Here is a 13,889-nt window from a genome sequence, read left to right on the forward strand (position 1 = left end):
GAATTCATTTCCTTTATCAGGGATTGGTTTATAATTGGTTGTCGAAATAAATTTAGTATAATAATTTTACTATGCAATTTATTTGTAAATCTGCGCAGAATTCTGGTGATAAAATTTAAGCAGCTTTTATGGTTTGGAACAGAAATTTTCTGGACTTTTGTTTTTATGGATAATGGATTATCAAAAGCAGAACGCACACGTCAGTTTATTATAGAGACCACAGCGGGAATTTTTAATACCAAAGGTTACGCCGGAACATCATTGTCAGATCTGACTGATGCAACTCATCTCACCAAGGGAAGCATTTACGGGAATTTTGAAAATAAGGAAGATGTTGCGCTGGCAGCTTTTGATTATAATCTATCCAAAATCAAACAGGCTATAGCACAGCGGGTACAAAAGGCAGTAACTTATCATGATAAGCTAATGGTTTATGCACAGGTTTATCATAGTTTTAGCGGAGCACCTTTTCCAACCGGCGGATGCCCTATTCTCAACACCGCCATAGAGGCAGATGATACCAATACTTTATTGAAAGCAAAAGTAGCAAAGGCAGTAACGGATTGGAAAAAGGATATAAGTACAATGATCCTGTCAGGAATAGAAACCGGAGAATTTAAAGCAGATACGGATACTGACCGGATAGCATATTCCATTATTGCTTTAATTGAAGGAGGGATAATGATTGCAAAAATCACTGGTGTTGCAGCAAACCTGGATAGAATTCTGATTACTGTAGAAGAGTTGATTCTTGGACTGAAAGCATAACCATATGCATAAAAAAGCCGGAATTGTCTGAACAATTCCGGCTTTGGCTTATCTTTTTTTATAATGACTTGAATACAACGATTCCGTTGTGACCGCCAAAACCAAAAGTATTACTCATTGCGTTTTTAACTTTAGCTGATACAGCTTCTTTAATCACAATGTTAAGATTTGATGGAATGGCAGGATCAAGCTCATCTGTATTGATCGTTGGCGGAATAATGCTATCTCTCATTGATAATAAACAAATAATAGCTTCAATAGCACCTGCTGCACCTAATAAGTGACCAGTCATAGATTTGGTTGCACTGATATAAAGGTCATTTTTACCTGATCCCAACAGGTTGCTTACTGCTTTAGTTTCCGAAAGGTCACCTACAGGAGTAGACGTTGCATGGGTATTCAGATAGTTAATATCATTGATAGTCAAACCAGCCTCAGTAAGCGCTAATTTCATGGCATGTGAAGCGCCCAGACCTTCGGGGTGTGTAGCAGTCATATGGTAAGCATCAGCAGTCATTGCTGCTCCGCCGATTTCTCCATAAATAGTAGCTCCACGTTTTACTGCATGTTCATATTCTTCCAGAACCAGTGCACCGGCACCTTCACCCATAACAAAACCATCTCTTTTAACATCAAATGGTTTTGAAGCTGTTTCAGGAGTACTGTTCTGAGCAGACATAGCTTTCATCGCACAAAATCCACCTACTGAAGAAGCAGAAATCGGAGCTTCTGAACCACCTGTCACAATGATTTTTGCTTTACCCATACGGATATAAGTAAATGCATCCATGATTGCAGTGTTAGAAGTAGCACAGGCTGAAACTGTAGTATAGTTGATACCCATATAACCATTGCGGATAGATATCATCCCTGATGCCATATTAGCAATCAGCTTAGGTACAAAGAAAGGACTGTAGCGTGGTGTTCCATCGCCAAGAGCGTACTCTGCAGACTGTTGCTCGAAAGTATCCATTCCACCTTGTCCTGATCCCCAGATTACACCGACATCAAACGGATCCATTTTGTCAAAGTCAAAACCTGAATCTTTGATAGCTTCATCTGATGCTACCAGCGCGTACTGCGTAAAGCGGTCAGTTCTTTTTATATCTGACCGGTCTAAATATTTTGTAACGTCATAATCCTTGAGTTCACAGGCAAATTGCGTGCGGAAGAGGGAGGCATCGAAACGGGTGATTTTTGCAGCCCCGCTTTTACCGGCAATGGTATTGCTCCAGAAAGTATTTACATCATTTCCTAAAGGGGTTAATGCCCCGATCCCTGTGATAACAACTCTTTTTAACATATGCATATATAAATTAATTGATTGATCATTGCCTTTAAGGCTTTGATTAAACTTTGAGTCTGTTTAAAATTTATCAAACTCTTACAAAAGTAAGATTATATTTAATACCTAATGGTATAATTAGTGGCAGTATTTCCCTCTTTTTCCATTATGATGCGAAAATACAAATATTAAAGTCAAATATGACGCTGTTTAAATTTATGTTTCTGGTATCAGAAATTTTGAATAATAGTTATTTTTTTTCGGGTTAATCTGAAGGATATTTCCTTTCCGTCAGGGTGACATAAGAGGAAGCAAAAACAAATTATCAGATGAATTTTAAACAGTTTCCTATATTTGAGCATTAAAATATTTAAATATAATGTCAGATCAGAAAAAAGAAATATTCGACAGTGTTGCACAGCGACTAAAAATTGAAGGTTTTAACGTAGTTAATCGTGATGAGACCCGTCCATGGGGTGGTTTTTTTGTTATCGATGAAGCACAGGCACAACAGTTTGCTAATGTTTACTTTGATGGCCTAAATGTAGAAGAATTAAAGATTTCAGGAAAATTAAGTCCTAAAATTTTAATCGTGGCACCTAATACACGCCTGTCATGGCAGTATCACCACCGTCGTGCTGAAATATGGAGAGTAGTAAGTGGTACAGTTGGTGTAATTACCAGTGAAACAGATGATCAGGGTGAAGTACAACAGCTTGCTCCTGAACAGACTATCAAATTGAAGCAGGGTGAAAGACACCGTCTGGTTGGTTTGGATGACTGGGGAATTGTTTCTGAAATCTGGCAGCATACTGATCCGTCTAATCCATCTGATGAATCTGATATCGTACGTGTATCTGACGATTTCGGCAGATAAATTATTTCAGGCATGTATCTGCGCAATCAGCTCAGGTACATGCTTTTCTTTTTTTTCTCTTCCTGGAATATTGGTGTTCAATATTAAATTGATATCCAAAACAATTCACGTCAAATCCCTTTTCTTTTCGTTAATTTGCGAATTAAACATCCGGAAGGATGGCCATTTTGGTTTATACCTCATTCAATATGATTATATTAATATTTTTTCTGCTGCACTGGTTCCTGTCACTTTTTTCTCAAACCTTCTTTCTTCACCGTTATGCCTCGCATAAAATGTTTAAAATGAATTCTTTTTGGGAGAAGTTTTTTTTATACTGTAACGTTTCTGTCACAAGGGTCGTCTTTTTTAAATCCGCGTGCTTATGCGATACTTCACCGTATGCATCATGCCTTCAGTGATACCGAAAAAGACCCGCATTCTCCGCATTTTGTAAAGGATGTATGGGGGATGATGATACAGACTAAAAATATTTATCTGAATTATGCAAAATATAATGAAGAACCTGAAGAGCAGTTCCGTGATAAATATCCGTCGTGGCCACTGATTGATAAAATCGGTGACTCCTGGATTACAAGGATAATTTTTATTGGTTTTTATGTATGGTTCTATGTGACTTTTGCTACTGCCTGGTGGATGTTTTTATTGTTACCAATTCATTTCCTGATGGGACCATTGCATGGGGCAATCGTAAACTGGTGTGGTCATAAATATGGTTATTCAAATCATGACAATAACGACCACAGTAAAAACTCTCTTCCGCTTGATTTTCTGATGCTGGGAGAATTGTTTCAGAATAATCATCATAAAAAACCTAATAATCCAAATTTTGCTTCCAGATGGTTTGAGTTTGATCCTACTTACCCGCTGATGAAGGTGATGCACTGGTTACATATTATCAGAATCAGAAAGACTTAAAAAAAAGATCGTTCGGCATAGGAGACTGGCATATTTTTTAACACTATAGATAAAAAATTATTCTCATATTTACATAATTGGCAGCTTTAGTTTTGAAGATATATACGAGCCCCTTTTTATTAATAGTTTTCAGCGTATTTATAAATTTTTCTGTAAAGGCCCAAACTGGTATTCAGCTTCGGGGCACGGTACTGGATACTACCCATACCGGTATTCCGGGTACTAACGTACGTTTGATTACCGGAAAAGATACTTTAAGTACAAATACGGATCAGAACGGAGCTTTCAGCTTTACCAGCGTGAAAAATAATACTGCGAACCTGCTGATCAGGGGTATCGGTTATAAACCTTATCAAACTGTAATTACACTGAAGGATGGGGTGCCAGACCAGACCTTATCTGCCATATTTTTAAAATCTGCAACACTTCAGCTAAATGAAGTCATCATTAAAGGGAAAGCTGTACCGATGAAAGTGATGAAGGATACCATTGAATTTAACGCTGCAGCCTTTGATGTGCGTGAAAATGATAAAGTGGAGGATTTGCTGAAACAGTTGCCGGGGGTTGAAACTGATAAAGATGGGAATGTTACCTCGGCTGGTAAAGTGCTAACCAAAATCCGTGTGAACGGAAAAGATTTCTTTACAGGCGATGTCAAGGAGTTTATTTCCAAGTTACCTGCAGGCACAGTTTCTAAAATCCAGTTTATTGATGATTATGGCAATAAAGCAAACTTTACCGGCATCAAAACGGGTGAACCCCAGAAGATATTAAACGTTGTTCTTAAATCTAATCTTAATAATGGGAATTTTGGTGGTGCAACTCTAAGCGGAGGAACTGATAACCGTTATGCTTTAAATATTAATGATTATTTATGGAGGGATCTCAGGCAGATTGGAATAAATGGAAATGCCGGTAATACCAATACAGGGGCCGGAATTAATACTAATGCCAATATAGGATCAAGCTACAGAGATAAATTTGGTAAAAATCTGATCTTCAGCAGTAACTATAATTATGGTTATAATAAAAATGAAAGTGTACAACAGAGTTCCGTAAGAACAGTGAACTCTATGGGAATCATTAATAATTTATCAACCAACACTAATTTTTCGAAAAACAATACTCATAACTTCGATCTGAACCTGGAATCGACAGATGAGGTAAATTATATCAGGGGTGGGATAAGAGGTACTATACAGGGAACAAGCAGTACTTCGGCCTCTGATGCTATACAAACAGGGGTAATCAGGCAGGATCTGCATACAAATCGTATGGGTAAACAGCGCAGCCCTAATCTGAATGGAGATTTCTCTATGGCGCGCAAGTTTGCGAAAACAGGAAGGGTTTTTTCAATGAGCGTAAACGCTGGCTCCGGACTCAGCAGTAATCATACTGATCTGGATAATCAGATTACCTATTATAAATCGAAAACTGATTCTGTAGCTAAAGATTCTTTATTGAACCAATTGATTGATGAGCGTAACCGGAATACTACGGTAAGTGCAAATTTCACTTATACTGAGCCTTTGAATCGGAAAAATGATACCCTGGTCAAAAAAAGTATAGATTTTAGTTATGTGTTTAACCTGAATCATACCAATAACAGCCTGGATACCAAAGACAGGGATATTACCGGAAATGTGCGGGAAGTGGATTCATTGAGTAATACTTACACTTCTTCATTCAGCAGACATATTATAGGGCTGAATTACAGATACGAAACCAAAAAGCTGAATTATGTACTGGGAATTAACGGTCAGCCATCCTTGCTAACAGGATCCTATGAGGGGCGTACAGATAAGGTTTACCGGACTGGTTTTAATATTTCCCCGATAGCCCGTATCAGTTACAGGTTGTCTGCAAAAGATCATTTTAATGCTTTTTATACCGGGAGTAGTGCAGAACCTAATTTTAACCAGCTGCAACCGGTACGTGATACCCGGAATCTGCAGAATATAGTCATTGGGAATCCTAAATTAAAAGCGGCCTTTAATCACGTGGTTAACCTGAATTATAGTCGTACAAATCCGGGGGATGGAAGTAATTTACAGGTGAGCCTGAGAGGGACAGTTACGCAAAACCAGGTGGTCTCGAATACCGTCCTGATTCCTGATGTACTGAATAGTTTCAGACAGGAAACTCATTATCTGAATACTAATGGCAATTATAATTTTGGTACCAATTATTACTGGTCTTTACCATTTGCTAAAAAGAAATATACCTTTGAGCTGATTGGCGGGTTGAATTATAATCATCGTATTTCGTTCGCTGATCAGGTGAGAAATGTGGGGCAGGGAATCAATATCAACCAGAGAACCGGTTTACGTATGAGCCGGAAATGGATTCTGTTGCATGCTACAGCCAGTTATAATTACAGCAACAACACTTATTCCCTTGAACAGTCTGAATCAAATATTATCCAGACCTGGACATTTAATACTGATGCGAGGGTATTTGTGCTGAAGAGCCTGGTTTTTGGGCTCAACGCAGGAAAAACGATCAACAAAGGGTTTTCGGTAGCTGCAACTAATCCGTTTCTTATTAACGGTTCTATTGAGAAAACCTTTTTTAAAAATAAGCAGGCAAGTGTGAAAATTGAAGGTCATGATTTTTTAAATCAGGGAAATAACCTGAACAGATCGATAACGGATAATACAACCACAGAAAGCAGGACTAATCAGATTACCCGTTATTTTTTACTGAGTCTTACCTGGAATCTGCAAAGTTTTGCCGGAATGTAATAGCTCATAAAAATAAAAGCCCTGACAGAGTTGCCAGGGCTTTTATTTTTATGAGCTGCTGAAATTAATCTTTTTTCGCTTTTGGTCTTGAACCATTAAATCTGCGGTTTCCTCCGCCACCATTACCAGGAGTCCTTTTTGCACCGCTAAGGTTTGGTTTAGGCTCAGTTCTATCCTGACGGCCACCTCTTGAAGGTTTACTTTTCCCTTTTACTTTTGCCGCTGCAGCGCCTGACATCAGACTTTGCCAGCTTAATGCATAAGGATGATCTTCCTGAACAGGGATTTTAAGGGCAATTAATTTTTCGATATCGTCCAGGTATTCTTTTTCTTCTCCGTCACAGAATGAGAATGAAACCCCGCTGTTACCGGCACGGCCTGTACGGCCAATTCTGTGTACATAAGTTTCCGGAACATTAGGCAATTCATAGTTGATGACGTGCGTCAGTTCATCCACATCAATACCACGTGCTGCAATATCAGTAGCCACCAGAATACGTGTTGTTTTCGCTTTAAAATTGGTTAAAGCTCTTTGTCTTGCATTCTGTGATTTATTACCATGAATGGCTTCAGCTTTTACACCGACTTTAATCAGGTCTTTAACGATACGGTCTGCGCCATGTTTTGTACGGGTAAATACCAGGGCAGTAGTAATCGTTTTATCCTTAAGAATATGGATTAAAAGATTCTTTTTATCATTTTTTTCTACGTAATAGATTGATTGCTCAATCTTTTCTGCAGTTGAAGAAACTGGTGTTACTTCTACTTTTAACGGATTAGTTAAAATCGTATTGGCTAATTTCTGAATTTCTGCAGGCATAGTGGCTGAGAAAAACAGGGTTTGTCTTTTAGCAGGTAATTTTGCAATCGTTTTTTTAACGTCGTGGATGAATCCCATATCGAGCATTCTGTCCGCTTCATCCAGTACAAAGATTTCAATATCTTTAAGATTGATGAAACCCTGATTCATTAAATCCAGCAATCGGCCTGGTGTGGCGATCAGAATATCTACACCGCGGTGTAAAGCATCAGTCTGCGCTTTTTGTCCGACACCGCCAAAAATAACGAGGTGGCGTAAAGAAAGATTTTTACCATAAGCCTTGAAACTTTCTTCAATCTGAATGGCAAGCTCACGTGTAGGGGTTAATACCAATGCACGGATAGGTCTGTGGCCTTTAGTGTTCTGGTGTTCTTTATTCAGCAATTGCAGCATAGGGATTGCAAAGGCCGCTGTTTTACCAGTTCCGGTTTGTGCACAGCCCAATAAGTCTCTGCTGGTTAATATAGTAGGGATAGATTGTTCTTGTATAGGGGTTGGGTTAGTATAACCCTCTGCTTGCAGCGCTTTTAAAATAGGCTCAATCAGGTTTAATTCTTCGAATAACAATGTGTTTGAATTTTAATGTGTATAATTATGAAGAGACGTTAACAATCAGCAGGTGTTTAATTAATGAATTCCTTGCTGTTTAAAGAGTTACGTTTCGCTGCCGCAAATATACATATAAGTTCGGTAACTTATTTGTCTTCTTTAAAGCGGGTGAAAAACAATAGCGCAAGGACACATAAAACAAAGCCCACAACACCGTTCAGGCGCAGCCCGAAATCATGACCAGGGTCTTTACCATAGATGGTCAGCATGGCAAAAAGGGCGATACCCAAAGTCTGTCCGAGTTTCACAAACAAGTACTTAACGGCGAAAAACATGCCCTCGTGGTTTTTACCGGTGTCTCTGGTATCTTTTTGCGCAATGTCTGCCAGGATTGCATTGGGTAAAATGCCCAGCGCTGCCAATGGAAAGGATGCACAGACTACCAGGATATACATTTGCATATCGGGTGAAAAAGGCAGACGGCCAAGGAAATAAATAGTGACAAAAATAAGACTTAAGATCGCAAAAGCAGCGAGCACCAGGGCCTTTCTGCCATAACGTTTTGCTCCATAATTAACAAAAGGATAAAACAACAGGGAAAGGACAACCATAATGCCCATGTACTTTCCGCCATTGGATTCAGGCAGTCTTAAAAGAACACTAACGAAATACAGCAATCCACTTGAAATGATACTCAATGCAGTATAATAAGCAAAATCAGAGATCAGGTAATACTTGAAATTTGAATTCCGGAAGGTGTTTTTAATGGCAGGAATCAAAGGGACATGTGTGGGTTTTCCATCACTGTATTCTTTTTCATTAATGGTGATTACCGGAAGAATCATCACCAGGCCGGAGAAAACAGCCAGACCGATAATGGTATATTGCAGGGCTTCCATGCGCTGATGTATAGAAAAGACCTGCTGAATCATATCGGCAAAATTGTTGGTCATCGCAGAGAAGATCATTCCCATCACATAACCGACCTGCTGAAAAGTGGAAAGTTTTACCTTTTGCTCAGCTGTATGAGCAAGTTCTGCCAGTAATGCGTTATAAGGGATAATATAAGTCGTAACCGACATAAAAAAACCAATCAGCATGAGTGTTAACCACCAGGCATTTGTGGTTGATTCTGCTTTAATCAGCGGATGGAAAACCAATCCGCAGAAAATAACAGCCGGGATAATTGCATAACGCATAATCGGAATGCGGCGGCCTCTGGGATTTTTACTGCTATCACTCACTGATGCAATAAAAGGATCGTAAAAGGCATCAAAAAGTCTTCCTGATGCTGCGATAATAGAAAGGATATTAAAAGCGCCGAAAACTATCAGTTGCGGCACCAGCGGAGTTAAACCTGAATGAGTAGGCGGAAGATAGAAATAAGGGAGCATCACAATAATAATATTGGTCATAATACTCCAGCCCATCATTCCCGCGGCGTAGGTAATCTCTTTACTTAATGGCAGTTCCTTCTTCTGCTGCATCGGCTACCTCTTTCTTTTTGTTGAATAATTTTGAAATAAAATAGATGATTACGAATGCTATAAATATATACAATCCATTCATAGCTGCGGATGGATCATCCTGATAAATACTGATTCCTACAAAAAGGTAAAAAGAAATAAACAATACCGGAAGCACCGGGTACCATTTCATCATATAAATACTGTTTTTATCCAGATGTGAAGTGGTTCTGCGCAAGATAAACAATGTAGCTGCCGAACTTGCTGTTCCTATGCATTCCAGAATAATGGAATAGTTAACAATCTTATCAAATGTCTGTGCAAAAAACAAGGTAATGATAACTAATGCTGTAAAAGTGGTCAGACTGACTACCATGACATCAGTTTTTTTGTTTTTTTGTGCAAAAACTGACGGGAGAGCTTTTTCTTCGCCCATGGCAAACATGGCTCTTGGATTACTGAGCAGATTTACATTGACATATCCCAAAACGGATAGAAAAATGACTGCTGAGAGCACGGTAAAACCTGCAGGACCAAAGATCTTTCCTGCCAGTATTGCGGCAATACTGTGAGCGGTTTTCAGCTGCTCAAAACCTATAACGCTCACGTAGGCATAATTAATCAGCAGATATAATAAAATGATAATAAAGAGCCCCATTTTAATGCCTTTGGGAATTATCTTTTTAGCATCCTTTACCTCTCCGCCAAGATTAATGGTTTGGGTATAACCGGCAAAGGAGAAGGTCACAGCAATCAGACAGATTCCCAGTGCTCTGCCATAATCTGACCAGACCGGTAAATTACCTGAGGCTGTTTTGAATACCGGTGTTATAGTTGCTGCATTTCCTCCGAAAAATATAGCGCAAATCAGGATAAGAACCAGGGTGATTTTAATCACTGTGAGTATATTCTGAACTTTTGAACTCGCTTTTAATCCCAGCAGATTAATGCAGTAAAAAATAAGAATGGTACTGCCGGCAACGATGAGCCGGTAAAAATCAGTCTGCATCTCTGGAGGAAAAATAACACTGCTCAGATATTCTGATCCGATCAGGGTCACTCCCGCCATCGAGGCGGCATTTGTTAACACTACAGTTCCATTTATTGCAAAAGCAACCGAAGGGTGATAACAGGTGGAAAATATCTTGTAATAACCACCGGTGACTGGGAAACGGGAGCCTATTTCTGCATAAATCAATGCACCGCAGTAAGCCACCAGACCACCAATAATCCAGGCTAAAAAGAACAATTCGGGGATCTGGGCTTTTGAGGCTACATTTACTGGTGTCCGGAAAATTCCCATTCCAATAACCAGGCTGACTACGATCATAGACAGATCGAAAAGGGAAAGTTGTTTTTTAGGCTGCATGTATTGATAGAGTAATTGCCCGAAGGTAAGGCAAAATGTGTATTTGTTGAAACTTTGTGGTTTAATTGAGGTAGCTATTCATTAAATTTGCAGTTCTACACAAAGATTATGGCTGAACCAATATATAATGATGACAGTATACGGTCATTAGACTGGAAAGAACACATCAGATTACGTCCTGGTATGTATATCGGGAAGTTGGGTGATGGCTCTGCCCAGGATGATGGTATTTATGTCCTGCTCAAGGAAATCATGGATAACTCTATTGATGAGTTCGTGATGGGGTCGGGCCGTATTATTGATATCACTGTTTCTGATTCCAAGGTAAATGTGCGTGATTACGGTCGTGGTATTCCATTGGGTAAGGTGATCGATTGCGTATCCAAGATTAATACCGGTGGTAAATACGACAGTAATGCTTTCCAGAAATCTGTAGGCTTAAACGGGGTGGGTACGAAAGCTGTAAATGCTTTATCGACTAATTTCGTAGTGCAGTCTTACCGTGACGGAAAAACAAAAAAGGTAGAGTTTTCAAGAGGGGAGATCACTATGGATCATCCGGTAATTGATACGACTCAAAGAAACGGTACTGCGATTACTTTTTATCCGGATGATACTATTTTCAGAAACTATCACTATATCCCTGATTTTGTAGAAAGCATGATCTGGAACTATGTGTTCCTGAACACCGGACTGACTGTTAATTTTAATAATCAGAAATATTTATCTGAACGTGGTCTGTATGACCTGCTGCATAAGGTAGCAGATGTGGAGAATATCCGTTATCCTATTATTCATCTGAAAGGAAATGATATAGAGATTGCCATGACTCACGGTCAGCAATATGGTGAAGATTATCATTCTTTTGTGAATGGACAGCATACTACTCAGGGGGGGACACACCAGGCAGCTTTCAGAGAGGCCGTGGTTAAAACTATCCGTGAGTTCTATAAAAAAGAATATGAAGCTTCGGATATCCGTTCTTCAATTATTGCAGCAATTTCGGTACGTGTACAGGAACCGGTGTTTGAGTCGCAGACAAAAACTAAGCTGGGATCACAGAATATGGGGCCTGAAGGGCCTTCTGTCCGTACTTTTATTAACGACTTTGTTAAAAAAGAGCTGGATGATTACCTGCATAAACATACTGATGTTGCAGATTCTTTACTTAAACGTATTCTGCAGTCGGAACGTGAACGTAAGGATATTGCCGGAATTAAAAAACTGGCTAATGACCGGGCTAAAAAGGCATCACTTCATAATAAAAAACTCAGGGACTGTAAAGTGCATTTTAACAGTACACATGAGAAACGTTATGAGACAACCTTGTTTATCACTGAGGGAGATTCTGCTTCCGGATCAATTACCAAATCGCGGGATGTGGATTGCCAGGCAGTATTCAGTCTGAAAGGTAAACCGCTGAACTGTTACGAACTGACCAAAAAAGTTGTTTATGAAAATGAAGAGTTCAATTTATTGCAGCATGCGCTGAATATTGAAGACGGACTTGACGGCTTACATTATAACAATATCGTGATTGCTACAGATGCGGATGTGGACGGTATGCACATCAGGTTACTGATGATGACATTCTTTCTGCAGTTCTTTCCTGATCTGGTAAGAGCCGGACACGTTTATATCTTACAAACACCATTATTCAGGGTACGTAATAAGAAAGAAACGATCTATTGTTACAGTGACGACGAACGTAAAAAAGCTATTGAGAAATTAGGGAATAAGCCTGAGATTACAAGGTTTAAAGGTCTGGGTGAGATTTCTCCTGATGAGTTTGGTTTGTTTATCGGTAAGGATATCCGTTTAGACCCGGTAATCCTGAAAGATCAGACTATTAAAAATCTGCTGGAATATTATATGGGGAAAAATACTCCGGACAGACAGCAGCATATTATCAGAAACTTAAGGATAGAGAAAGATACGGTAGAAGAATTAGTCTCTGCTGATCTGGATGCTGCAACAGCTGCGGTCTCTGAAGATATTATAGAAGATGAAATTGCAGAATCGGCTTAAGCCGATTCTGGTTTTGTTTCTTTAGGATGTTGCGGTGGTAAAACATCAACTTTTTCTTCGATCACAGTAATCTGTGTATGCACAGCATATTTACTAGGTCTGATTCCTTTATCATATTTTTCTGCATAGGCCTGGGTAAACTCAGCACCGAAATACAGAATAATAGCGGTATAATAAATCCATAGCAAGATAACAATAATTGAACTTGCAGCACCAAAGGCTGATGCAGGATTTCCTTTTTCAATATAAATACCGATCAGGTATTTACCAAGGCTAAATAGTAATGCCGTAAATAATGCGCCTATAATAGCTGATTTCCACCGGAGAATGACATCGGGTAGTATCTTGAAAATAATTGTAAATACCGCAGTTACTGCTGCCAGGGTAAATGCATTATTCAAAATATAGATCAGCAGGGTAGTTGTCGTATCAGCTACCGGAATAACTTCACCTATCCGGCTTTGTGTAACTAAGTCTCCTAATTTGGAACCCAGGCCAACAACGATACTATTAATGACCAGTGAAACCAGCAACAGAAAGCCCATTGATACAATCAGTGAAAAAGAAAGGAGCCTGTTAGTCAGCATTTTTAACCAGCCTTTTTTAGGAACAGCTTTTACTTTCCAGATCATATTGATACTATCCTGGATTTCTATAAAAATAGCTGTAGAACCTACAACAAGCGTTCCTATACCTATAATTAACCCCATAGTGCTTTTGCCTGTAAGATTAGCATTAGCTACAAATCCCTGGATCTGTTTGGCTGCTGCCGGACCTACCATTTCACTGATTTGTGCAAATAATTCTGTACCGGGATTCAGCTTGTCACTAAAAAATATACTCGCTGCTGAAATAATGATAATAATCAGAGGAGTCAGTGAGAAAATGGTATAGTAAGCCAGAGCGGCACTTAATTTCATGACCCGGTCTTCAATAAAGCCTTCGCCAGCTGCTATAAACAGGTGGTAAAGGGCTATAAAGAACTTTTTTATTTTATGTATTACTTTCATTGTAGTCTGTTTTTTTTATCGGTGATGAAGCTGTACATGTGCTGCCTGATCCCTG

The 13,889-nt window shown here is 39.2% G+C and carries 9 protein-coding genes and 1 pseudogene; 5 read left to right on the forward strand and 5 right to left on the reverse strand.

Annotated elements, in window-relative coordinates:
* Positions 1-105: 105 nt before the first annotated feature.
* Positions 106-768 carry a TetR/AcrR family transcriptional regulator gene (locus tag PL_RS19455; RefSeq protein ID WP_235324626.1) on the forward strand — a complete coding sequence of 221 codons (663 nt, stop codon included), beginning with the start codon at positions 106-108 and terminating at the stop codon, positions 766-768.
* A gap of 58 nt (positions 769-826) precedes the next feature.
* Here PL_RS19455 and fabF read toward each other — a convergent pair whose 3' ends face one another.
* Entirely contained in the window at positions 827-2,071 is a 1,245-nt protein-coding gene (gene fabF, locus PL_RS19460; protein ID WP_041885358.1) for a beta-ketoacyl-ACP synthase II, read from the reverse strand.
* A gap of 361 nt (positions 2,072-2,432) precedes the next feature.
* Between fabF and PL_RS19465 the strand changes: the two genes are divergently transcribed.
* The 3 genes and pseudogenes from PL_RS19465 (at position 2,433) to PL_RS19475 (ending at position 6,592) form a co-directional block, all read left to right on the forward strand.
* Positions 2,433-2,930 carry a phosphoheptose isomerase gene (locus PL_RS19465; RefSeq protein ID WP_041885336.1) on the forward strand — a complete coding sequence of 166 codons (498 nt, stop codon included), beginning with the start codon at positions 2,433-2,435 and terminating at the stop codon, positions 2,928-2,930.
* 188 nt (positions 2,931-3,118) lie between these two features.
* A pseudogene (locus PL_RS19470) lies at positions 3,119-3,848 on the forward strand (acyl-CoA desaturase).
* Between the two features lie 92 nt (positions 3,849-3,940).
* Positions 3,941-6,592 (forward strand): outer membrane beta-barrel protein, encoded by a 2,652-nt coding sequence (locus tag PL_RS19475; protein WP_160292148.1) that lies wholly within the window; start codon positions 3,941-3,943, stop codon positions 6,590-6,592.
* A gap of 64 nt (positions 6,593-6,656) precedes the next feature.
* On the opposite strand, the gene PL_RS19480 is transcribed toward PL_RS19475, so the two are convergent.
* The 3 genes from PL_RS19480 to PL_RS19490 all read right to left on the reverse strand — a co-directional run bounded on the left by PL_RS19480 (position 6,657) and on the right by PL_RS19490 (position 10,796).
* A complete protein-coding gene (locus tag PL_RS19480) occupies positions 6,657-7,979 on the reverse strand; it encodes a DEAD/DEAH box helicase (RefSeq protein ID WP_041885331.1) in 1,323 nt (440 codons plus the stop codon).
* Between the two features lie 128 nt (positions 7,980-8,107).
* Positions 8,108-9,448, reverse strand: coding sequence for an MFS transporter (locus tag PL_RS19485; protein WP_041885328.1), 1,341 nt, complete (start codon positions 9,446-9,448; stop codon positions 8,108-8,110).
* Positions 9,417-10,796: an APC family permease gene (locus PL_RS19490; RefSeq protein ID WP_348620140.1), complete on the reverse strand. Its 1,380-nt coding sequence runs from the start codon at positions 10,794-10,796 to the stop codon at positions 9,417-9,419. The genes PL_RS19485 and PL_RS19490 overlap by 32 nt, the downstream gene beginning before the upstream one ends.
* Before the next feature lie 108 nt (positions 10,797-10,904).
* On the opposite strand from PL_RS19490, the gene PL_RS19495 reads away from it, so the two are divergent.
* A complete protein-coding gene (locus tag PL_RS19495; RefSeq protein ID WP_041886665.1) occupies positions 10,905-12,824 on the forward strand; it encodes a DNA topoisomerase IV subunit B in 1,920 nt (639 codons plus the stop codon).
* Here the strand turns inward: PL_RS19495 and PL_RS19500 are convergent.
* The gene (locus PL_RS19500) at positions 12,821-13,834 is read right to left on the reverse strand and encodes a YihY/virulence factor BrkB family protein (protein ID WP_348620142.1); all 1,014 of its coding nucleotides are present in this window, start codon (positions 13,832-13,834) and stop codon (positions 12,821-12,823) included. The two genes, PL_RS19495 and PL_RS19500, sit on opposite strands and share 4 nt — an antisense overlap.
* Positions 13,835-13,889 lie beyond the last annotated feature (55 nt).

Source organism: Pedobacter lusitanus, from assembly GCF_040026395.1.
Lineage (GTDB): Bacteria > Bacteroidota > Bacteroidia > Sphingobacteriales > Sphingobacteriaceae > Pedobacter > Pedobacter lusitanus.

Coding starts and splice junctions, on each gene's coding strand:
- fabF (WP_041885358.1), bottom strand. CDS start 2,071: ATGTTAAAAAGAGTTGTTATCACAGGGATCGGGGCATTAACCCCTTTA.
- PL_RS19465 (WP_041885336.1), top strand. CDS start 2,433: ATGTCAGATCAGAAAAAAGAAATATTCGACAGTGTTGCACAGCGACTA.
- PL_RS19485 (WP_041885328.1), bottom strand. CDS start 9,448: ATGCAGCAGAAGAAGGAACTGCCATTAAGTAAAGAGATTACCTACGCC.
- PL_RS19490 (WP_348620140.1), bottom strand. CDS start 10,796: ATGCAGCCTAAAAAACAACTTTCCCTTTTCGATCTGTCTATGATCGTA.
- PL_RS19495 (WP_041886665.1), top strand. CDS start 10,905: ATGGCTGAACCAATATATAATGATGACAGTATACGGTCATTAGACTGG.
- PL_RS19500 (WP_348620142.1), bottom strand. CDS start 13,834: ATGAAAGTAATACATAAAATAAAAAAGTTCTTTATAGCCCTTTACCAC.